Origin of the sequence: Corallococcus interemptor (genome assembly GCF_003668875.1) — a bacterium.
Classification (GTDB): Bacteria; Myxococcota; Myxococcia; order Myxococcales; family Myxococcaceae; genus Corallococcus; species Corallococcus interemptor.
Genome location: NZ_RAWM01000023.1, coordinates 15,090 through 37,475, shown reverse-complemented (window position 1 = coordinate 37,475; position 22,386 = coordinate 15,090). Strand labels below are relative to the sequence as shown.

Annotated in this window: 14 protein-coding genes; 5 read left to right on the top strand and 9 right to left on the bottom strand. The window is 72.4% G+C overall.

The annotated features are described in order from the left end of the window. The first annotated feature begins 29 nt into the window (after positions 1-29). The 3 genes from D7X96_RS11495 to D7X96_RS11485 all read left to right on the top strand — a co-directional run bounded on the left by D7X96_RS11495 (position 30) and on the right by D7X96_RS11485 (position 4,965). The gene (locus D7X96_RS11495; RefSeq protein ID WP_121769711.1) at positions 30-1,433 is read left to right on the top strand and encodes an MFS transporter; all 1,404 of its coding nucleotides are present in this window, start codon (positions 30-32) and stop codon (positions 1,431-1,433) included. Then, on the top strand, positions 1,430-3,865 hold the full coding sequence (locus D7X96_RS11490; RefSeq protein WP_121769710.1) for a penicillin acylase family protein: 2,436 nt from the start codon (positions 1,430-1,432) through the stop codon (positions 3,863-3,865). Before D7X96_RS11495 ends, D7X96_RS11490 begins: the two co-directional genes overlap by 4 nt. A 419-nt stretch (positions 3,866-4,284) precedes the next feature. Next, complete coding sequence (locus D7X96_RS11485; RefSeq protein WP_014398530.1) at positions 4,285-4,965, top strand: Crp/Fnr family transcriptional regulator; 681 nt, start codon at positions 4,285-4,287, stop codon at positions 4,963-4,965. Between the two features lie 3 nt (positions 4,966-4,968). Here the strand turns inward: D7X96_RS11485 and D7X96_RS11480 are convergent, their stop codons facing one another. The 4 genes from D7X96_RS11480 to D7X96_RS41445 form a co-directional block, all read right to left on the bottom strand. After that, positions 4,969-6,507: an adenylate/guanylate cyclase domain-containing protein gene (locus tag D7X96_RS11480; protein WP_120550722.1), complete on the bottom strand. Its 1,539-nt coding sequence runs from the start codon at positions 6,505-6,507 to the stop codon at positions 4,969-4,971. Between the two features lie 3 nt (positions 6,508-6,510). Beyond that, the gene (locus D7X96_RS11475; protein WP_121769709.1) at positions 6,511-8,529 is read right to left on the bottom strand and encodes a protein kinase domain-containing protein; all 2,019 of its coding nucleotides are present in this window, start codon (positions 8,527-8,529) and stop codon (positions 6,511-6,513) included. Positions 8,530-8,682: 153 nt separating this feature from the next. Continuing rightward, entirely contained in the window at positions 8,683-9,552 is an 870-nt protein-coding gene (locus D7X96_RS11470) for an NAD-dependent protein deacetylase (protein ID WP_121769708.1), read from the bottom strand. Positions 9,553-9,610: 58 nt separating this feature from the next. Beyond that, complete coding sequence (locus tag D7X96_RS41445) at positions 9,611-12,736, bottom strand: serine/threonine-protein kinase (protein ID WP_120550719.1); 3,126 nt, start codon at positions 12,734-12,736, stop codon at positions 9,611-9,613. Positions 12,737-12,916: 180 nt separating this feature from the next. Here D7X96_RS41445 and D7X96_RS40870 point away from each other — a divergent pair, with 180 nt between their 5' ends. Beyond that, positions 12,917-14,245 (top strand): hypothetical protein, encoded by a 1,329-nt coding sequence (locus tag D7X96_RS40870; protein ID WP_244219535.1) that lies wholly within the window; start codon positions 12,917-12,919, stop codon positions 14,243-14,245. 1 nt (position 14,246) lies between these two features. Here the strand turns inward: D7X96_RS40870 and D7X96_RS11455 are convergent, their stop codons facing one another. Beyond that, positions 14,247-15,746: an amidase gene (locus D7X96_RS11455; protein WP_121769707.1), complete on the bottom strand. Its 1,500-nt coding sequence runs from the start codon at positions 15,744-15,746 to the stop codon at positions 14,247-14,249. Between the two features lie 70 nt (positions 15,747-15,816). Beyond that, positions 15,817-16,554: a L,D-transpeptidase family protein gene (locus D7X96_RS41440; protein ID WP_120550717.1), complete on the bottom strand. Its 738-nt coding sequence runs from the start codon at positions 16,552-16,554 to the stop codon at positions 15,817-15,819. 296 nt (positions 16,555-16,850) lie between these two features. On the opposite strand from D7X96_RS41440, the gene D7X96_RS41435 reads away from it, so the two are divergent. After that, the gene (locus D7X96_RS41435; RefSeq protein ID WP_121769706.1) at positions 16,851-19,235 is read left to right on the top strand and encodes an RIO1 family regulatory kinase/ATPase domain-containing protein; all 2,385 of its coding nucleotides are present in this window, start codon (positions 16,851-16,853) and stop codon (positions 19,233-19,235) included. Positions 19,236-19,344: 109 nt separating this feature from the next. On the opposite strand, the gene D7X96_RS11440 is transcribed toward D7X96_RS41435, so the two are convergent. The 3 genes from D7X96_RS11440 to D7X96_RS11430 are packed head-to-tail and all read right to left on the bottom strand — an operon-like array spanning position 19,345 to position 22,374. Next, complete coding sequence (locus D7X96_RS11440) at positions 19,345-20,232, bottom strand: alpha-ketoglutarate-dependent dioxygenase AlkB (protein ID WP_120550715.1); 888 nt, start codon at positions 20,230-20,232, stop codon at positions 19,345-19,347. A gap of 12 nt (positions 20,233-20,244) precedes the next feature. Continuing rightward, a complete protein-coding gene (gene deoD / locus D7X96_RS11435) occupies positions 20,245-20,958 on the bottom strand; it encodes a purine-nucleoside phosphorylase (protein ID WP_120550714.1) in 714 nt (237 codons plus the stop codon). Positions 20,959-20,973: 15 nt separating this feature from the next. Then, the gene (locus D7X96_RS11430; RefSeq protein WP_121769705.1) at positions 20,974-22,374 is read right to left on the bottom strand and encodes a LysM peptidoglycan-binding domain-containing protein; all 1,401 of its coding nucleotides are present in this window, start codon (positions 22,372-22,374) and stop codon (positions 20,974-20,976) included. Between the last annotated feature and the right edge of the window lie 12 nt (positions 22,375-22,386).

Sequence of the window (22,386 nt, the reverse complement as noted above, 5' to 3'; positions counted from 1 at the left end):
TCCTGCCCCCCAGGAGAAAGAGACGTGGAATGAGCCTCGCGCAACGCCTGACCATCACCCAGCCCATGCGGGTCTTCTGGATCACCTGGTTCGGGCAGCTCATCTCGATCCTCGGTTCCGGCCTCACGTCCTTCGGCGTGGGCGCGAAGGTCTTCCTCGACACGCGCTCCACCACGCAGTTCGCGCTGCTGTCCTTCTTCGCGCTCGCGCCCATGGTGGTGCTGTCCCCCATCGCGGGGACGCTCATCGACCGCTGGGACCGCCGCCGCGCCATGCTGCTGGCGGACCTGGGCAACGGCTTCACCACGCTGCTCATCTTCGCCATGTTGATGGCCAGCGACCGGGGGCTGTTCAAGCTGGAGACCTGGCACTTCTACCTGCCCGTCTCCCTGGGCTCGTGCTTCGGCGCCTTCCGCTGGCCGGCCTTCTTCGCCACGGTGACGCTCATCGTGCCCAAGCAGCACCTGGGCCGCGCCAACGCCATGGCGGAGGTGGCCAGCGGCGCCAGCCAGATCCTCTCCCCCATCATCGCGGGAGCGCTCATCGACAGCGTGGGACTGGTGGGCGTGCTGACGGTGGACGTCTGCAGCTTCTTCATCGCCGTCACCACCCTGCTGATGGTCCGCTTCCCCCGGCCCGTCGCCTCCGAGGCGGGCCAGCAGGGCAAGGGGTCGCTGCTCACGGAGATGAAGCAGGGCTGGAGCTTCATCAGCGCGCGCAAGGGGCTCTTGTCGCTGATGGCCTTCACCGGCGTGGCCGTGCTGTGCATGGACCTGGTGGTGCTGCTGATCACCCCCCTGGTGCTCGCCTTCACGGACATCTCCACGCTGGGCCGCATCGCGTCCATCGCGGGCGTGGGCGCGCTCGTGGGCGGCATCGGCATGGGCGTGTGGGGCGGCCCCAAGAACCCGCTGTACGGCATCCTCGGCTTCCATGCGTTTTCGGGCGTGGTGCTCTTCATGGCCGCGCCGTCGCCCAGCGTGCCGCTGGTCGCCGCCGCCGCCGCGCTCTACCTGTTCACCATGCCGCCCGTGATGGCGGGCATCCAGTCCATCTGGCAGCGCAAGATTCCCGCGGACCTCCAGGGCCGCGCCGCCGCCGTGAAGCGGATGATCATCCTCTGCGTGTCGCCGCTCGCGGCCCTCATCGCGGGGCCGCTCGCGGATGGCCTCTTCGAGCCGGCCATGCGCGAGGGGGGCGCGCTCGCCAGCACCATGGGCCGCCTGCTGGGCGTGGGCCCGGGGCGCGGCATCGCCGTCATCTTCATCGTCCTGGGCCTCCTGACGCTCACGAACGTCGCGGCCGGGTGGCTCAACCCGCGCCTGCGCAACCTGGACAAGGAGCTGCCGGACGCGCTGCCGGACACGCCGCCCGCCGCCACTGACGACACCGCCGCCCCCAACGCCCCCACCGCCGGAGCCTCCGCGTCATGAGTGCCTTCTCGATGGTCCTGCGCATGATGCGCATGCTGCCGCCCGCCATGGCCGTGGCCACCCCGGGCGTGGGCCCGTGGCTCGCCCGCCGCCGCTGGCCGCGCGAGGAGGGCACGCTCACCCTGCCCGGCGTGCACGGCAAGGTGGAGGTGGTGCGCGACACGTGGGGCGTGCCGCACATCTTCGCCAACGACGAGCACGACCTCTTCTTCGCCCAGGGCTACGTGCACGGGCAGGACCGGCTGTGGCAGCTGGAGATGGGCCGCCGGCTGGTGGACGGCCGGCTCGCGAGCCTGCTGGGCGCCATGGGCCTGGGCGCGGACCGGTTCCTGCGCACCATGGGCCTGCGCCACATGGCGGAGAAGTCCTGGGAGCAGGTGGACCCGGAGGCGCGCGCCATCGTGGAGGCGTACAGCGCGGGCATCAACGCGCGCATCGCCGCGGAGCCGCTGTCGTACGAGTTCACCGTGATGGGCACGGAGCCCACGCCCTGGACGCCCGTGGACACGCTCGCGCGCGGCAACCTGCTGGCGATGATGCTGGGCGGCAACCACCGCCTGGAGCTCTTCCGCGCGCGGCTCGTCGCCGCGGTGGGTGAGGAGGTGGCGAATGCCCTCCTGCCGCAGAACGCGCCGGAGACGCCGCTCATCGTCCCCAAGGAGGCGCGCCTGCCGGGCCTCAAGGACGTGAAGGCCATGTCCGGCCTGGACAGCGTGGACGCGGTGATGGGCGACCCCAACATCGTCTCCGGCAGCAACAACTGGGTGGTGCACGGGCAGCGCACGAAGAGCGGCCAGCCGCTGCTCGCCAACGACGTGCACATCCCGCTGGGAATGCCGTCCACCTGGTACGAGAACGGCCTGCACGGCGGCCGCTTCCAGCACGTGGGCTTCTCCCTGCCCGGCGTGCCCATGCTGATTGTCGGCCACAACGGGAAGGTGGCCTGGGGCATGTCCAACCTGGGGCCGGACACCCAGGACTTCTACATCGAGAAGCTGGACGACCCGAAGGCGCCCAGGAAGTACCTGTACCAGGACGTCTGGCACGACCTGGAGGTGCGCCGCGAGGAGATCCCGGTGAAGGGCGGCGCGCCCGTGGTGCTGGAGGTGAAGAGCACCCGCCACGGCCCGCTGATGAACGCGGTGATGGCGGAGGAGCTGAAGGACAGCGAGCCCCTGTCCCTCAAGTGGGCGCACCGTGAATGCCAGCCGCTCATCAACTCCGTGCTCCAGCTCAACCTGGCCACGGACTGGACGTCCTTCCGCGCCGCCATGAAGCGCTGGGAGGGGCCGGGCCAGAACTTCGTGTACGCGGACACGGCCGGCAACGTGGGCTTCCAGTCCACGGGCAAGATTCCCATCCGTCAGGGCCACCAGGGCCTGCTGCCCATGCCGGGCTGGACGGGCGACAACGAGTGGACGGGCTTCATCCCCTTCGAGGAGCTGCCCGCGTCCCTCAACCCGCCCGCGGGCTACGCGGCCACGGCGAACAACAAGATCACGTCCGACGACTACCCGCACCTCATCGCGCACAACTGGTTCCCGGGCTACCGCGCGAAACGCATCACTGACTTGCTGGAGGCCGGCACGCAGCACACCGTGGACTCCATGCGGGACATCCAGGCGCAGACGTACTCGCTGCCCGCGGAGGCGCTGCGCCCCTACTTCCTGGCGGCGGCCCTTCCGGCGGACGACATGCAGCGCCAGGCGGTGGAGGCGCTGAAGGCGTGGGACCTGCGCTTCGAGCCGGAGGCCGTGGGAGCCACGGTGTTCCAGGCCTGGTACATCGAGGTGCTGCGCAAGCTGCTCCAGCACAAGCTGGAGCCGTCGCTGGTGAAGGAATACCTGATGGGCCAGTACGAACGGCATGGCAGCCTGCACATGCCCTTCGTCATCGGCCTGATGTCCCAGCCGGACAGCGCCTGGTGGGACGACCCGAAGACGCCGGAGAAGGAGACGCGCGACGACATCCTCCGCGCGGCGCTGGGCGTGGCCACCGCGTGGCTGGTGAAGACGTACGGCCCGAAGCCGGAGGCCTGGGCCTGGGGCCAGGTGCACCAGCTGACGTACGCGCACCAGACGCTGGGCGGGCCCGCCATCCCCGGCCCCATCCGCCGCGTCTTCAACAGCGCGCCGGTGCCGGCCCGGGGTGACAACTACTCCGTGGACGGCGCGTCGTTCCTCTGGAGCCACCCCTTCAAGGTGGTCCACGGCACCGCGCTGCGGATGATCGTGGACCTGGCGGACCTGTCCCGCTCCGTGTCCATCCACGCGCCGGGACAGTCGGAGCACCTGTTCCACAAGCACCGCGATGACCTGATGGAGCTCAACCGCAAGGTGGAGTTCCACCCCATGCTCCACACGCGCGAGGCGGTGGAGAAGCACCGCGAGTCCACGCTGACGCTCGCGCCCGCGGTGGCCCTGGCCAAATAAAACAACCCGGACTTGAAGGCCGTCACTCCCCCCGGAGCGACGGGCCTCCAGGCCCGGGTTCAGTTGCTTCTCAGGCTCCAGCGGGAGCCGGCACTCGTATTCGCGTCGAGTTCCCCCTCAGAAACTCGACGCTTCCCCCTTCTATGTGCCAGCCCCTGCGGTCCCCCCCATTTCCCGCGCACGCCGCGGTGGGCTAAGAAGTCCCCCGACTCCCTGACTCACCGTGTCGCTGCTGCGCGGGCCCCCCTGCTTCCCGTGCTGCGATGAAGGAACAGTACCGGGACCCCCTGTTTCGATCTGTGAAGCGGCCCACAGGCCCGGTGTGAAGACGTTCACACCCGCCGGACTTGTCCGCCCGACCTGGATGGGAGGCTTCCCTACCTGCATCCGGGGATTGCGGGCAGAATGGGGTTCCCCTCATGTCCTACGCGCAGCTGCTGGCCGAAATCCCCATGTTTGAAAGCCTCGGCCGGGAGGACCTGGAGAACATGTCGTCGCTCCTCCAGCCCCGGCGCTTCGCGCGGGGGGAGGTCATCTTCCATCGGGGGGACGTGGGCACCGCGCTGTTCATCATCCGGCGCGGCCAGGTGGCCATCCGGCTCTCCTCCAGCGAGGGGCGCGAAATCACCCTGGCGCTGTTGGACCGGGGAGACGCCTTCGGAGAGCTGTCGCTCCTGGACGGCGAGATGCGCTCCACGGACGCCATGGCGCGCGAGGAGGCGCACCTGCTCACGCTCCAGCGCGACGACTTCCGGCGCTACCTGGAGACGCGGCCGCAGGTGAGCCTGGCGCTGCTCGCGAACATGAGCCGGCTGGTGCGGCGCACGACGCAGCTCGTTTACGACTCGGCCTTCCTGGACGCGCGCAGCCGCCTGGTGCGGGTGCTGCTGGAGCTGGCGAAGACGCAGGGGAAGCAGGGCCCCGAAGGGCTGGTCATCACCCCGAAGCTCACGCAGTCGGAGCTGGCCAACCTGTGCGGCGTCACCCGCGAGAGCGTCAACAAGTGGCTGCGCTACTACGTGCGCGAGGGGATGCTCAGCTTCGAGGGCGGGCAGATCATCCTCCTCCAGCCGGAGCGGCTGGGGCAGGACGCGGAGTAGCCCTCAGCCGCGCACGCGGAAGAGGGACAGCGGCTCCTCACGGCCCTTCACCTTCACGGGCTCCAGCGGCTCCAGCACGAAGGCGTTCGGATCCAAGAGGGCGCGCGTGGCGTCCGTCATCAGCACCTCGCCCGGGCGCGCGACGCCGCACACGCGGGACGCGACGTTGGTGGCGTCTCCCACGGTGGCGTACTGGAGGTAGTGCTCCGAGCCGATGTTGCCCGCCGCCACCGGGCCGGAGTTGAGCCCGATGTGGACTTCAATCTCCGGCACGCCCTCCGCCCTCCAGCGGGCGTTGAGGTCCGCCAGGGCGCGCTGCATCTCCACGGCCGCGCGCACAGCCCGGTCCGCGTCGTCCGGCCGGGCGAAGGGGGCGCCCCACACGGCCATCAGCGCGTCGCCGATGTACTTCTCCAGCGTGCCCTCGTGGCGGAAGACGACGTCCGCCATGACAGGGAAGTACGCGTTGAGCATGTCCACCACCTGCCGGGGCTTGAGGCGCGAGGACAGGGCGGTGAAGCCGGTGATGTCGGAGAAGAGGATGGTGACGTTCGCCTCGCGCACCTCCAGCGGCACGCCCCTCAGCGCCTTCAGCTGGCGCACGACGTCCGGCGGGAAGAAGCGCTGGTAGGCGTTGCGCAGCACCGCCTCCTCCTCCAGCCGCCGCGCCAGGTGCGCGTGGTCCAGGGCGATGGCGGCCTGGTTGGCGAAGGCGGTGAGGAACTCCAGGTCCTCGTCCGTGAAGAGGCCGCCCTGCGTGAGGCTGTCCAGGTACAGCACGCCCAGCACCGCGTCGCGCGTGCGCAGGGGCACGCACAGCGAGGCGCGGATGGCCTGCCGGAAGACGGAGTCCGCGCCCACGAGCCGCGCGTCGTCCTTCGCGTCGGTGAAGAGGGCCGCCACGCCGCGCGAGTGCACGTAGTCCACGATGTGCTGGCTGTAGAAGCGCTCCGGCAGCGCCCCGCCCCGCGCGCCCCGGGACACGCGCGGCACCAGCGTCCCCGTGTCCCGGTCCACCAGCAGCACCGCCGCCCGGTCCACCGCCCAGATTTGAAAGACGAGCTGGACGACGCGCTCCAGCAGCCCGTCCACCGGGCCCGGGGAGGAGAGAATCTGGCCCACCTTGAGGAGCACCTGGAGCTTGTCGCGGGTGCGGTCCGGCGAGCGCGTGTCGAGCAGCGCCTCCATGGGGCCCGCGGAGAAGCGCGTCTCCAAAGGCTGCGTGCGCAGCGGGCCCCAGCCGTCCGGCAGCGGCGTGTCCAGGGACACCAGCCGGAACCACACCTCGCCGCAGCGGAAGGACTGGCCGTGGCCCAGCTCCTGGCGCGACACGCGGTGCGGCCCCACGAAGCTGCCGTTCTTGCTGTCCAGGTCCACCAGCACCACGCGCCCGCCCGCGCGCTCCAGCCGCGCGTGGCGCCGGGACAGGCTGGGGTGTGGCACGCGGATGCCGTTCTCCTCCGTGCGGCCGATGGTGGTGGTGCCCTCCGGCAGCATCACCACCCGCTCATCCACCTGGCCTGGATTGAGGATGACGCGCATGCGTCAGGCGGGCCCCTTGGCGGTGAAGGCCCCGGGCCGGGGCGGAGCGGCGGGCGCTTCCAGGACGGCGGGGGCCACCTGTTCGGAGGTGCGGTCCGTGGAGGACTCGGACGGGGTGCCCAGGCGGGCCACCACCTCGCGCACCGCGAGCGGCTGGCCTCCGGGCCCGGGCAGGTGGCGGTCTGCGGCGAGCCGGCACTCGAAGGCGCCCTGGAGCCGCGTGGCCAGGGCTTCACTCACCAGCACCTGGTCGCGCGCGGCCACGGTGGCCAGCCGGGCCGCGGTGTTCACCACGTCCCCCAGCACCGTGTGGTCCAGGCGCCCGCGCCCGGCCGCGCCCACGTTGCCGGAGACGACGGGCCCCGTGTCCACGCCCATGCAGACGCCGTGGGCGTACGGGGACGCGTCTCCGCCGCTCCACGCCAGCCCCTGCAGCCGCTGCTTCACCGCGAGGCACGCGTCCAGCGCGCGCGACACGTGGCCCTCGCCCTGGAAGACGGCCATCACGGCGTCGCCCAGGAACTTGTCCACCACGCCGCCGCGCGACTCCAGCTCCGGGAGGATGACCTCGAAGTTGGCGTTGAGCCGGCGCAGCGCGGACTCGGGCGGATGCTCGCGGGTGACGGCGGTGAAGTCCGCGACGTCCAGGAAGGCCACCGTCGCGTCCAGCTGCTCGCCCGCGAGCCCGCCGGGGCCGCGCACCAGCGGCAGCATCCGGTCCACGATGCCGCCGCTCACGAACATGCGCAGCAGCGCGTTCTCCTCCGTGGAGCGCACCGCGCGGCGCAGCTCGGCGACATGCCGCACCGTCTTGGCCAGCGTGGACTCCAGGTCGTCCAGGTCCACCGGCTTCACGAGGAAGTCGAACGCGCCCCGGTTCATCGCCGTGCGCAGGTTGGGCAGGTCTCCGTAGGCGGAGACCATGACGACCTTCACCAGCGGATCCACTTCCCCCACGCGCGACAGGAAGGTGAGCCCGTCCATGCGTGGCATGTTCAGGTCGCACAGGACGGCGTGCGTGTCCGGGTTCTGGCGCAGGGCCTCCAGCGCCTCTTCACCATCGCGCGCGAAGACGAAGCGGTAGACGCCGTCGCGCACGTGCCGGCGGAAGCGCTGGCGCATGAGCAGCTCCACGTCCGGCTCGTCGTCCACCACCAGCACCGTGGCGGCCTGCGTGGCGCGGCCCGCGTCCACCAGCGCGACGAAGGCGGCGGCCTGCTCGCGCGCGGACGTGAAGCGCTGCTCCGGCTTCGGGTGCAGCGCGCGCTGGAAGAAGGCGTCCCCGGCCGCGCCCAGCTCCGGCACCAGCTGCGAGACGGGCACGGCGGGCGGATGGAAGGTGCCACGCAGGAGCGCGCCCACGGACTCGGGGCCATAGGGGAACTGGCCGGTGAGGGCGCGGTAGAGCACCACCGCGAGCGACCAGAGGTCCGCCCTCGCGTCCAGGTCCGGATCCGCGCGCAGCTGCTCCGGGCTCATGTAGCGCAGCGTGCCGGCGAGCCCTTCGGCCTGGACGGGCGCGCGGGACGGGTCGAGCGAGCGCGCGAGCCCGAAGTCGAGCACCTTCACCACCTCTTCCCCGTCCACGTGGGCGAGGAAGAGGTTGGCGGGCTTCAGGTCCCGGTGGACGAGCCCCGCCGCGTGCGCCGCCGCCAGGGCCCGGGCCACCGGCGTGACGAGCGCGGCCACCCGGGCCGGGGACAGGCGCCCCTGCTGGGTGAGGCGCGTCTCCAGGTCCTCGCCCTCCAGCAGCTCCATGACGATGTACGGCACGCCGCCGTCCACGCCGGAGTCATGCACCTGCACCACGTGCGGGTGGCGCAGCCGGGCCACGGCCTGGGCTTCCTGTTCAAAGTGGCGGTGGGCCTCCGGCGTGCGCGCGACGACGTCGGAGGCGATGAGCTTGAGGGCCACGTGCCGCTGGAGCTGCAGGTCGACGGCCCGCCAGATGGCGCCCATGCCACCGCCGCCAATCCTGCGCTCCAGCGCGTACCTGCCGCCCAGGGGGCGTCCGGTGTCCATCGGCCCTGTGTCTCCGTCCCGGGCACGGCATGGCGCGCGTGCCTCGCGAAGCCGGGGATGATGGCACACCTGGCCCCTCCCCGGGCGTGCCCATTCGGTGCCGCGCGCGAAGCCCCGGCGCCCGGCTGCACGGCGGGTGTGGGAGGAGGAGCGTCAGGCGCGGGTCAGCGCCTGGGCGAGCCGGGGCAGGACGTCCCCTGCCCTCGCCTCCACGCGCACATCCGCGAGCCCGTCACCCCGGCTCTCCCCGATGTTGAGGATGCCGATGGGAATGTGCCGCTCCGCGGCGCGGGTGACGAAGCGGTAGCCGGAGTAGACCGTCAGCGACGAGCCCACCACCAGCAGCGCGTCCCCCTCCTCCACGAGTGCGAACGCGTCCTGCACCAGCGGCGCCGCGACGTTGTCACCGAAGAACACCACGTCCGGCTTGAGCGTCCCGCCGCAGCGCGTGCACGCGGGGACGTGGAAGCCCTCCAGGGCCTCCTGGGACAGCTCCGCGTCGCCGTCCGGACGCAGCTCCACGACGGTGTGCGCGAAGTCCGGGTTGAGGCCCAGCATCCGCGCCTGGAGTGACGCGCGTGGCTCCTGGGCGCTACACGCAAGACAGCGCACCCGGGACAGCGCGCCGTGCAGTTCCAGCACGCGCTCACTGCCGGCCGCGTGGTGCAGGCCGTCCACGTTCTGGGTGATGAGCCCGGGCACCACGCCCGCCTTCTCCAGCGTGGCCAGGGCGAAGTGCGCGTCGTTGGGCCGGGCGGAGGTGAAGCGCGGCCAGCCCAGCAGGCTTCGCGCCCAGTAGCGCTGGCGCACCTCCGGCTTGTGGAGGAACTCGCGGTGCTGGATGGGGTTGCGCACCTTGTGGCGCGTCTCCGGGCCGCGATAGTCGGGGATGCCGGACTCGGTGCTGATTCCGGCGCCGGTGAGCACCACGACGCGGCGTCCGCGCAGCAGCGAGGCCAGGGCGTCCACGCCCGCTTCGAGCGGGAGCGCGGCGACAGGGGAGTCCGTGGTGAGGAGCGTCATTCCACCCCCCGTATAACGCGGCCCGTGCGCGCCTGCCCCGTGGCCTTGGCTGGGGCGCCTATCGGACGAGCGCATCCCTCGCGGGGTCCGCGGGCTTGGGCGTGGCCATGGCGGCCTTGAGGTCCCTGCGCGCGCCGGGGGGCAGCCTGGCGATCCAGCGGTCCATCGCCTGGCGCAGCTCCGGCACGGAGGACTCCTCGTCCGGCAGCGCGGCGGCCTCCTGGCGGGCCTCGGCGACCAGCCGCACCGCTCGGGCCGGGTCCTGCTTCGCGTCCCACAGGGCACGGCCCAGCATGTAGCGCGCGGCGGGGCGCTCCGCTGGACGGGGCCGGGCGCGCTCCCACCCCGTGACGGCCTTCTCCAGCGGGACCAGCGCCTCGCGCGGACGGCCGAGCACCATGTAGGTGCGTCCCAGGTCCACCAGGGCTCCCGTCCAGCCGCCGTTCACGTCGTCGGGCAGGGACGTCTGGAGCGCGGCGGCGCGCTGGAAGTACGGCAGCGCCTGGTCCGGTTGGTTGCGGTAGCTGAGCGTCTGGCCCATGCCCCGCAGCACCAGCGCCAGCGTGGGGTGGTCCGGGCCCAGGCTCTTCTCCACCTGCGCCAGCGCCGTGGCGAAGCGCTGCGTGGCCTCTTCCAGCCGGCCCATGTGCACCAGCAGCGTGCCGATGTTGTTGACGATGATGGCCACCGTGGAGCTGTCGCGCCCCTCCGTCGTCTCCGCGATGCGCAGCGCGCGCTCGTACAGGGGCAGCGCCTCTTCGCGCTTGCCCTGGTACTGCAGCGCCAGCGCCAGGCTGTTGAGCGCGTCCGCCACCTGCGGATGGTCCTGCCCCAGCGAGCGCTCCAGCAGCGCCAGCGCGCCCCGGGCCAGCCGCTCCGACTGCACGAAGTCACCCTGCTGCCAGCGCACGCTGGCCTGCTCCAGCCGGATGCGCGCCACGTCCGGATGCTCGGGCCCCAGCGCTCCTCGCACGGTGCCCAGCGCGCGCTCATAGAGGCCCAGGGCCTCCTCCGCGCGCCCCTGGGAGCGGCGCACGGTGCCCAGCTCCACGCGCACGTCCGCGACCTCCAGGGCCTCCGGACCGAAGCGCTTCTCCAGGAAGGACAGCGCGCGGGTGAGCTGCTCGTGCGCCTCCGGGTAGCGGCCCTGACGCGACAACAGCCGGCCCAGGTTCATCGCGAGCGCCCCGGCCAGCTCCCTGCTGCCGCCCAGACGCTCCACCGCGGCGCTGGCTCGCTCCGCGGCCTGCTGCCCTTGCGCGTAGTGATCCAACCGTTCGCCCGTCACGCGCACCGCCAGCGTCCACGCGCGAGCGGCGGCGTCGTCGTTGCGGCCAGCCTCCGCGGTCCACGCGGCCTGGAGCACCGTGGCCTCCGCGCCCCGGTAGTCCCCTGCCCCGTCCTTCAGCTCCGCGAGCAGCAGCAGCGCATCCGCGGCGCCGGACCAGTCCCCCGCGGCGCGAGCGGCCTGGGCCACCGGCTCCACGCGCGCCACGCCCTGCGAATAGCGGCCGGCGGCGCGCAGCGCCCGCGCGTCCACCAGCGCCTGGAGCAGCGCGACCGTGCGGTCCCTGGCGGCGGGGTCGTCCGGCGCGGAGTGGCCTCGCGACGTCAGCGCCTCCACGTCCGAACAGCCCGCCAGCGTCGTCAGCCCCTCCACCGCGCGGGGCGCCCGCTCCACCAGGTCCGGATCCGCCTGCGTGAACAGCTGCGTGAGCGCGGCCACGTCCGCGAGCCGCGCGTCCAGACAGCGCATGCGCAGCGCCATCACCGCTTCGCTCTGCTCGTGGCGCACGCGGGTGGCCTCGCACGCCGCCGTGCGTGTCGTCACCCACGCGGCGGTGTACGCATCCAATCCCCGGCGCACGTGCCGGAAGGCGTCGTGCGCGAAGCGGCGCCCGGTGCCGACGAAGGCCGCCTCCACCGCCTGCTGCCGGGGCGCGTCCCACACGCCGTCCATGGCGCGCGCGGCGCCCTCGCAGCCCGTGACGTCGCGGCCGTGGAGCACGTGCGTGAGCCCCACCGCGGACAGGAGCAGGAGTGATGCGCCCGCGACGCGCAGCCGCCGGGTCCGGCGCGCCGCCGGGTCCGACTCCAGCGCGGCGATGAGCGCCTCCATGGAGGCGTGGCGGTCCTCGGGCTTCACCGACAGGCCCTTCACCACCACCTTGCGCAGCCACTGCGGCACGCCCGAGTGCCGGGGCACGCTCTTCACGCGCCCCGCGTGCACCGCCTGGGACAGCTCCTCCACCGTGCTGCCCGCGAAGGGGCGCTCGCCGTAGAGGCCTTCGTAGAGCGCGACGCAGAAGCCGAACTGGTCGCTTCGTGCGTCGGTGCGCTCCTCGGGCGGAAACTGCTCCGGGGCCATGTACGCGGGCGTGCCGCCCTCCATGGCGCGCGGATGGTCGGGGCCTCCGGGGGTGAGGGCCGGGACCACGGCGCCGAACATGATGCGCGACAGGCCGAAGTCGGTGACGCGCACGCGGCCGTCCTGCCCGACGAGGATGTTCTCCGGCTTCACGTCGCCGTGCACCACGCCCACCGCGTGCGCCGCGGCGAGCCCCCGGGCCACGGCGAGGAACACCTCCACCACCTGGCGCCACGGGTGCGGACCGTCGTGCTCCCACTTGCGCAGCGTGTGCGCGTCCACCAGCTCCATGGCCAGGAAGACCTGCCGGCCGAAGGTGCCCACGTCGAAGACGGAGACGACGTGCGGATGGGAGACGCGGGCCATGGCCTTCGCCTCACGCAGCACCTGCGTGCGGCCCGCCTCCGCGCCCAGCCCCAGCGCCTCCACCTGGAGGAGCTTGAGCGCGACGCGGCGGTCCAGCTCCGGGTCATAGGCGGCGTACACGACGCTCATCCCGCCCACGCCCAGCATCTCCAGGATGAGGTAGCGCCCCACCGCCGTGCCGCGCGCCAGGGGCGGCGTGGGCAGGCGCAGGCGCGGCTTCTTCCCGCGCCACGGGTCCACGGCCAGCGTCGCCAGCTGGCTGTCGAGGACCTCCTCCTCCGGAACGGGCCCCTCCTCCACGGGCGGCTGCACCTTCAGCGCCTCGGACACCATGCGCCGGCAGGAGGGACACGTGTCCAGGTGCTCGTCGACGAGCGCGGCCCTGTCGGGAGGCAGCGTCCCGAGCAGGAGGTCCATGAACGTGGTTTCGTCCAGGCAGGCGAGGGGCATGGGAGGCACGAGGAGGCCAGCAGCACAGCAGGTGTCACGGCGGGCGTCGAGTCACCCGGGGGACGTTTCAACCGTTGAAGGGTCGCCTGCTCGCCGGGTGGGACGTCGGTTCACGAACGCAGGGAGTGCATTGTGTTGAGGCAGGGGCCCCTTTCTGCTCAGTGTCCGAGCATGCGGCGGTTGCGACGTCTCGGATGGGCCCTGATATCGCTGGCGCTGCACGCCCTCCTCTTCGGGCTGTTGTGGGCGCTGGACCCTCATCCGTCATCCAACGGACGCACGGCGCAGGTGCGCGCGAAGGCGGTCGAGGTGGAGATCATCACCTCCCCTTCCGTCACTCCGGTCCAGGAGCCCGCCACGCCACCGTCCGGCATCGCGACGCGTGAGCCGCCACCCCCTTCGAAACCACGCGCACCGGTGAAGGCCGCGCAGCCGGAGGCACCGCCAGCGACCGCGAACCGCGAACCGCCGGAGCCGCCTCCGCCTCCCGTCGCGAAGAGCGAGCCCGCTCCCGCCGAAGACGCTCCGCGCGCACCGGCGGAGGACGTTCCGCGCCTGGACATCGCGACCCGGGCTCCCACCGCGGACGCACCCCGTGCGCAGCCTCCGGGCACGCTGTCTCCGAACCTGCTCCCCTCCCCCGGCTCGAACCCGGGCGGGGTCATCATCACGACGCCGGAGAACTCCCGGGGCGGAGGCCGCACGCTGCGCCCTGGCGACCCCAGCCTGTCCGCCGAGTCCCGCGCCGCCGAGGAGCGCGCGCTCGTGTCGGAGCGCGTGCAGGGCATCATCGACGAACGCCGCGCGAGGGACCGCGTGGAGACCGGCCGCGTGCACCCCTACTTCGGGCAGCTGCGCGCGCAGCTGGAGAAGCAGATGGAAGCCCCGCCCCTCTTCGACATGCCCAGCTTCCCCAAGCAGCTCCTGTACTCGTACGCGGAGAAGGCCCGGCAGTTCGGCGCCAGCGGCAGCCCCGGGAGCATGCCCGGACTTCGCAGCGCCCCCAAGCCGGGCGAGCTCGTCGCGAAGCGCGCCCGCGACGAGCCCGGCTACAACCGCCTGCGCGCCCAGTCCCAGGCGGGCGAGGAGCTCCAGGACTTCGCCCACGGCGTCAGCACGATGAAGCTCACCGTCACGCTGGAGCTGAACCAGGGCCCGGACGGCCTGCTGCGCGAGGTGAAGCTCATCAGCCGCAGCGGCAACCGCGCCTACGACGACTACGTGCTCCAGTCCGTCCCGCCCGCGCTGGGCAAGTCCGCCGCGCCGCCCCCGGACGCCATGGGCGTGCACACCGACGGCATCCGCAGCGTGTGGGCCGTGGAGGGCCGCGTCGTCTACACGCGAAAGGCCAGCGACATGAAGAAGGCCACGGACAACGTCTACCTCGCCGCGCTCGCCGCCGCGGGGCTCCTCGCCGGCAACTTCGATGAGACCACCGGCGAGGTCTACGTCATCGACGTGCGCAACCCGCACTTCGAATGCCGCTCGCGCCTGCTGCGCGTCTACTGACTCACGGCGTGAACGCCGAAGGCCACCGCACACCGCCGCCCAGCGGCAAGAGCGCTTCCGCCACGTCGAGCAGCGCCCCATCCATCCAACGCCGCCCCACCAGCTGGGCCCCCACCGGCAGGCCCGACGCCGTGCGCCCGATGGGGAGCACCACCACGGGGCTCCCCGTCGCGTTGAACAGACAGGTGAACCCGCCAAGTGCCTCCAGGTAGTCGCGAGGCACGCCGTCCACGTCCACGGGAGCCCCGAACTTCGTGTGCACCGGCGCGGCCGTCATCGCCACCGGCACGAGCCACGCGTCCCAGCCGGACAGGAAGTCCTCCAGCTGGCCGATGTGCCCATCCCGCCGGCTGAGCGCCGTGCCGTAGCCCGTCATGTCCACGCGCGAGCCCTGCAGGATGGCCTTCGCCAGCAGGTCGCGCTCGAGAGGACGGAACTGCTGCTGGTAGCCCTCGCGCAATGGCGGCGGCAGGGGCGCGCCCACCTCGCCTCCATTCAGCAGCCCCCACACCTCCACCAGGTCCGCGAAGTCCTGCCCCGAGGGCACCGCCTGCTCCACCACGGCGCCCTGCTCGCGCGCGGCGGCGGCGAAGCGCTGGAACACCTCGCGCGTCTCGCGGTCGGCCTGGAAGGGGCCCAGCGTGTCCGCCCACGCCAGCCGCAGGCCCTCGAGCGCCCGGGGCTTCGCGGGCCCCACCGGCGCGACGGGCGGCACCTCCGGAGCGCGCGGATCCGCGCCCTCGATGAGGGACAGGAGGAGCCGCAGGTCCGCCACCGACCGCGCCAGGGGCCCCGCGCACGCCATGTGGCGCACGTGGCGCGGCCCGCCCGGCATATCCGGGATGTGGCCGAAGGTGGAGACGCGGTGCTCCGTGGGCTTGATGCCCACGATGCCGCAGTAGTGCGCCGGCTGCCGGATGGAGCCACCAATGTCGCTGCCCATTTCGAACGGGGTGAGCCCCGCCGCCACCGCCGCCGCCGCGCCCCCGCTGGAGCCGCCCGGCGTGCGCCCCAGGTCGTGCGGGTTGTTCGTCCGGCCCCAGAGCGGCCCGTCCGTCTGCAGGTCCCCCGACAACGGCGGCAGGTTCGTCTTGCCGAAGAGGATGGCCCCCGCCGCCTTGAGCCGGGCCACCACGGTCGCGTCCTCCGCGGGCACATACTCCGCGAAGGCCGGGTGGGCGGACGTCGTGCGCAGGCCCCCGGTGCTGAACGCGTCCTTCACCGTGAAGGGCACGCCGTGCAGCGGGCCCCACAGCTCTCCCCGGGCCAGCGCCGCGTCCGCCGCTTCCGCCCGCTTCCGGGCCTGGGCCTCGTCCCACGTCACCACGGCATTGAGCGCGGGGTTGTGCTCGCGGGCACGGGTGAGGAAGGCGTCCAGCGCCTCCACCGCGCTGACGCGACGCTCCCGGAGGGCCGCGGCCAGCTCCGTCGTCGTGAGTGACACGAGCGCTCGCGCGCCCCCGGTGACTTCAGGCCCCTGATGCGGGATCGATGAACTCATGCGCGCGGCTTCCCCCGGACGGCGGCGCCGGAGACACGGGCCTGGCCGTCCCCCGCGTTCTACCAGCTCCTCAGCGCGCCCTGGCCTGGGGCGCGGGCGTCACCACGTAGGCGGAGCGGGCGGCGTCCACCTTCACCCGGGGTGGGCGCCGGGACTCCTCGAAAAAGCGGTATCCCGGCTCCAGGCCGCGCCAGAAGGCCTTCCGGGCCTCCGGGACGCCGGACAGGGCCTCCAGCGCCGCGAGCCCGGCCGCGTCCAGCCGCCTGGGGAAGAGGTGCACCGGCACGTCACGGCCCATGCGGGCGCGGGCCTCGGACACCATCACGTACAGCTCCTCGATGGGGCCGTCCTCGATGGCCAGGCAGCCGATGCTCACGCAGTCGCCGTGGATGTAGATGTCGCCCCCGGGCTGCGCGGCGCCCTGCTTCCGGTCGAGCGCGTTCGGGTAGCTCACCCGCATGGACAGGTGGTACGCGCTCTTCGGGTTGAAGAGGTCCACCGTGTAGAAGCCCTCCGGGACCTGCAGGTCGCCCTGGGCCCGCTTGGGGCCCACCTCGCCGGAGGCGGCGCAGACGGGGAAGGTCCGCACCTTCACCAGCGGCTGGCCCGGCCGGCCCGCCCAGACCTCCAGCTCCCGCTCCACCTTGAAGGCCCGGAGGTAGAGCTCCTCCGGGGGCCAGGCCAGCCCCGCCTTCTGGAAGGTCTGGACCAGGGCCTGGGTCTGGCGCTCGCGGGCCGCCGCGACCCGGTCCTCGGCGTGCGCCCCCAGCGAGGCCAGCAGGACACCCCACACGAGAAAGACCTTCATGGGCGGAATGCTCCTTGGGTGAAAACCGGTTGGACGCCTGCCGACGTCAATCCGGTCCCCGGGCAGGGGTGGCCGGCGAACAGGATACCGGCCCGGGGGCACCCCTGGCCCCCTGCTTCCCAAGCTGCTAGCAAGCGGTCTGTGGGCCTTCTGGATGACGTTCAGCGTAACGGCGATGGAAACCAGGGGCTGCCCGGTGTTCTCATCTCCAACGTGCACGATGGCGAGCAGGGGCCGCCGGTGCGCGCAGCGACTGAAGCTCCCCGCCCCGTGCCGTTCCGGCCTTTTGCCTAAGAATGAATGACTCCCTCGAGACCCTCCTCGCCGACGGCATCATCGACGCCGTCATCGGCCAGCTGAAGACGGGGAAGGAGGCGGAGGTGTGGCTGGTCCAGCACGCCGGCCAGGTCGTCGCAGCGAAGCTGTACAAGGAGCGCCACGAGCGCAACTTCCGCAACAACGCCGGCTACAAGGAAGGCCGTGAGGTGCGCAACTCGCGCACGCGGCGCGCCATGGAGAAGGGCAGCCGCTTCGGGCAGGCCGCCGCGGAAGAGGCGTGGAAGAGCGCCGAGGCGGACTCGCTGTACAAGCTGCACGCGCAAGGCGTACGCGTGCCCACGCCGGTGATGTTCTACGAGGGCATCCTCCTGATGGAGCTGGTGCTGGACGCGGAAGGCCAGCCCGCGCCCCGGCTCGTGGAGGCCCCGCCCCAGACGCCCGAGGAGGCCGAGGCCCTCTACCTGGACCTGCGGGGACAGGTGATTCGGACCCTGTGCGCGGACCTCATCCACGGGGACCTGTCGCCCTACAACATCCTGATGAGCGGCAACGGGCCGACCATCATCGACTTTCCGCAGACGGTGGCGGCGGCGCGCAACAGCCAGGCGGAGTTCTACTTCCGCCGCGACCTGGACAACGTGCGCGAGTTCCTGACGGGTATTTCGACCCGGCTGGCGGGCCGCGCGGGTGACACGGGCGAAATCTGGAACGCGTACGTGCGGCGTGAGCTGACGCCGGAGTACGTGCCGTCGGGCGCGTTCCGCGAGGCGCCGAGGGGTCAGCGGGGCGCGGGCCGGCAGGCCTTCCGGCAGGAGCGGTTCCTCCAGCAGGAGGAGGCCCGGCTCACCGAGGCCCGTCCGGCTCCGGCGCCCGTGGCGGCGGTGGAGGAGGAAGGCATCAGCGCGGAGGAGGCGGAGCTGCGCGCGCTGGAGGCGCTGGTGCTGCGCCAGGGTGGCGGCGAGCGCGGGCGGCCCATCGTCACGCAGAGCTCGAGGGACGGGCGCCGGCGCGGTGGGTTCGGTGGCAAGCCGCCGCCGCGCACCGGCAACGCGCCCCGGCCCGGGAATGGTGCTCCGCAGCAGAACGCGGGAGCGCGTCCGGCCCAGGGCGGTGGCAACAACCGGCCCAACGGCAACAACGGGCGGCCGCAGCAGAACGGCCCGCGCACCGGCGCTCCGGCGCAGGGCGCGAGTGCCCCGGCGGCCCAGGGCGATGCGCGCATGAACGGCCGGCCGCAGCAGAACGGGCCGCGCAACGGCACCCCGCGCAACGAGCCGCGCCGCGATGGACGTCCGCCGCGCCAGCCCAACGGCGAGGCGCGCATGAACGGCCAGCCGCACGGCGACGCCCCGCAGCAGCAGAACGGGGCGCAGCGCATGAATGGCCAGCCGCACGGCGACGCCCCGCAGCGGCTCAACGGCCAGTCCCACGGCGACAGTGGCCAGCCCCCTCGGCAGAACGGGGCGCAGCGGTTCAACGGACAGCCCCACGGCGACAGTGGCGAGGCCTCGCAGCGGCAGAACAGGCCGCCGCGCATGAACGGCCAGGCCCAGGGTGAGAACGGCCAGCGTCCGCAGCGGCAGCCGCGCATGGACGGCCAGTCGCAAGGCGAGAACGGCCAGCGCCCACAGCGGCAGCCGCGCATGGACGGCCAGGCCCAGGGCGAGAACGGCCAGCGTCCGCAGCGGCAGCCACGCATGGACGGCCAGTCGCAAGGCGAGAACACCCAGCGCCCACAGCGGCAGCTACGCATGGACGGCCAGGCCCAGGGCGAGAACGGCCAGCGTCCGCAGCGGCAGCCACGCATGGACGGCCAGTCGCAAGGCGAGAACACCCAGCGCCCACAGCGGCAGCTACGCATGGACGGCCAGTCGCAAGGCGAGAACGGCCAGCGTCCGCAGCGGCAGAACGGGCCACGCATGAACGGCCAGTCCCGAGGCGGCGAGCCGGCCATGAACGGGCAGCCGCGCATGAACGGCCAGCCCCGTGGCGGCGACCCGGCCATGAACGGCCAGCCCCGTGGCGGCGACGCGGACGTGAGCGGCCAGGCGCCGCAGCAGAACAGCCGCATCCCGCGCAACGAGTGGCGCGCGAACGGCCGTCCGCAGCAGAACGGCGGCCCCCGCCAGGACGGACCGGGAGCCCCGGCGCGCATGAACGGCCGGCCTCCGCGCAACATCCAGGATGACGCTCCCCAGCAGAACGGAGAGCCGCGCCAGAATGGCCGGGGGCCGGGTCCTCGCGAGGCGCGTGGCAACCTGCCCAACAACGGTCCCCGGATGCCCCGTCAGGGCCCGGAGCGCGGCGCGGGACGTTCGTCCCGGGGTTCCGCGCCCCAGGTGAGCTACGTGGCCCGTCCGCCCCCGGCCTCGTCCTCGAATCCCGAGACGGGCTCCTCCTAGCCTTCAGTCAGGGGAGCGCCCTGGCAGGCCTCCCCGCCATCGGCGCACCGCGAAAACCTGTCCGACTGTCGGACAGGTTTGAGCCGCGCCAGGCAGGAGGCGCGGCGCCCTACTCCGCCTGCACCGGCGGTTCCTTCGCCAGCTCCTCGCGGAAGAAGCGGCTGCCCTTCGCGAGCGTCTCCATGTACGGCCGCACGTCCTCGCGGGCCTCCGGGCTCAGCGCCGCGAACGGCGTCACGTGCGCGTCCGGCACGTAGCGGAACGTCAGGTTGATGCGCCGCGTGCGGAAGTCCGGCAGCTCCGGCGGCATCACGTGGCCCGCGCGCGTGTCCACCCGTTGCACGCGGTGGAACGTCTGCTCCTTCCACTGCGCGCCACCGAAGAGCTGCAGCGCCCCGTCATCCAGCCACTGCTCCAGCACCACCGCGTCGCGCTCACCGGGCCGCGTGGACGTGACGAACTGGATGAGCGCGCGCTCGCCCAGGGACAGCGACGCCACCGGGCCCGGCTCGAAGTCCTTGTGCTCGCCCACGCGCGCGGTGTCCACCCAGCGCCCGTCCTCCAACCGGCTGCCGTAGAAGTTCACCAGGCAGGTGTTGAGGTGCCAGCCCTGCGGCATGTCCGGGCCCCGGAACATCCGCCGCGCCAGCGCCTCCACCTTCTCAATCTGCCGCTGCAGCACCGCCGGGAAGGGCTCCGCCTTCACGCAGCGGTTCTTCACGCCCTTCGGCGGCCGGTAGTAGTCCAGACACGCGAACTGCCAGTTGCCCAGCCAGTACACGGGCCGCAAGAGCCGCCGCTGCTGCTGTCCCTCCGGCGGCGGGAAGTGCTTCGAATAGCGCTCCTCCCACAACGGGTGCAGCGTGCCCAGCCACGCCAGGATTTCGGCGCGGTCCGCGTGGTTCAGGAAGCTCGCGTTGTAGTGGTGGCCCGGGGTGCGCTGCGCGGCCTTGCGCGCCAGCGGGGAACCCGGGCCCCTGCGGGGAGGCAAGGCCATGCGCTCAGGTCCTCACGCCTCTTGGGCGGCCACGTCGAACGCCAGTTCGATCATCTCGTCGAACGTCGTCTGACGGTCCTCCGGAGACAGGTGCTCGCCGGTGAGGATGTGGTCCGAAACGGTGAGCAGCGCCAGCGCCCGCGCGCCGAACTCCGCCGCCACGCCGTACAGGCCGGCGATCTCCATCTCCACCGCCAGGATGCCCATCTTCGCCAGCGTCGCGTTGAGCGCTTCCTGCGGGTGGTAGAAGAGGTCGGACGTGAAGACGTTGCCCACGCGCACCGGCTTGCCGCGCTTCTCCGCCGCCTCCACCGCGCGGCGGGCCAGCGTGAAGTCCGCCACCGCCGGGAAGTCATGGCCCATGGCGCGCATGCGGTTCACGTTGGAGTCCGTGCCCGCGCCCATCGCCACGATGACGTCGCGCAGCTTCACGTCCGTGCGCAGCGCGCCGCAGCTGCCCACGCGGATGAGCACCTTCGCGCCGTAGGTCTTCACCAGCTCCGTCGCGTAGATGGAGATGGAGGGCACGCCCATGCCGTGGCCCATCACGGACAGCCGCTTGCCCCGGAAGGTCCCGGTGAAGCCCAGCATGTTGCGCACCGCCGTGACGGGGCGCGCGTTCTCCAGGAAGCGCTCGGAGATGTAGCGCGCCCGGAGGGGGTCACCCGGCATGAGGACCACTTCGGCGAAGTCACCGGGAGACGCGGAGATGTGCGGAGTTGCCATGGAACGCGAAGCCTTTCAGCGCCCGGTCGACAGACCGGACGGAACACCCGTGGGAACGGCCACCGGCGTCGGTGCCGGCGCGGCGGGAGTGCACGGGTTGGGCAGCTTGCCCGAAGCCGCGGGCGCCGTGTTCACCAAAGCGGGGGCCTGCGTCGCGGGAGGCAGCCGGCGCGGCGGCAGCTGCACCGGCGGAGGAATCGGGCAGTGCGTGCACGGGCCCTTCAGCGGAATCACCAGCCGCCGGCCAATGCTCAGGAACGTGTTGCGCATCCGGTTGGCCTTCTTGATGGCCACCACGCTGGAGTTGTGACGCATCGCGATGCCGCCCAGCGTGTCGCCGTTGCGCACCTTGTACATCATCAGGTTCTGGTCCGGCTGGAGCGCCAGCAGCGGCGCCACCCGGCGGCCCAGCTCCTGCGCGCGGCCGTTGAAGAAGCGCACGTGGAAGTGGTCGCGGTGCCGGCGCGCGTGCTTGATGAGCGAGTTGAAGCCCGCGTTGAACAGCGAATCCAGCCACACCTTGTCCTCTCCAATGGACAGCGCGTAGTCGTACAGGACCTTCATCACGCGCTTGTCCACGAGGATCATCTGCACGTCGGTGTTCACCACCAGCGAGCGCACCAGGGCCCAGTTCATGGCCACGTCGATGTAGCGCTCCCGCTCGCGCTCACGCACCGGCTCCGCGGTCGGGTAGTAGAAGCCGAAGTCCACGTCGCGGCCGTTCTGGTGGCTCTTGTGAGGGCGCAGGTAGCCGCCGTCCTTGGTGGACAGGCGGTTGACGCGCAGCGGGGGCACGTTCGGGTACTGCGCGCGCACCGCGCGGATGGCGGCGGCCACGTAGTCGACGGTCTCCTTCGTGCCGTAGGCAATCTCCGGAGACACCACCAGCCAATCCTTGTCATCCGGCACGCGCACGCTGTTGAGCTGCCGGCCGCTCTCCACGAAGCCGATGGACATGGAGCCCAGCGTGGCCGGGTCCTTCTTCCACGCCTCGGTGAGCGCCTCGTCGGACAGGTCGGCGGTGTACAGCGGGCCGGACGGCGCGGCGGGCGCGAGCGGCGCCTGCATCTCGCCCTCCTCGCTCACGCCTTCGTCGTCGGTGGCCGCGGTGGCCTCGTCGTCCTCCTCCTCCGCGTCCACCGGGCAGGGGTTCTCACGCACGGCGGCGTCGGTGACGACGGCGGCCACCTCCGAGGGGGACGGCATCGCGGCGGGCGCACCGGACGGAGTCACCACGGGTGCGGCCGAGGCCTGCTCGGGCGCCGTCGCGGACGGGGCCTCGGCGGGAGTCTGCGCGGGCGGTGGCGGGGACGACGCCTGGACCGGGGCCGGAGCCGGCGCGGGCGCCGGGACGGGGGTGACGACACGCGCGGCACAGCCGGCGCAGAACAGGAGGATCAGAAGTGAGGAACGCACCGGGGGCGAGGA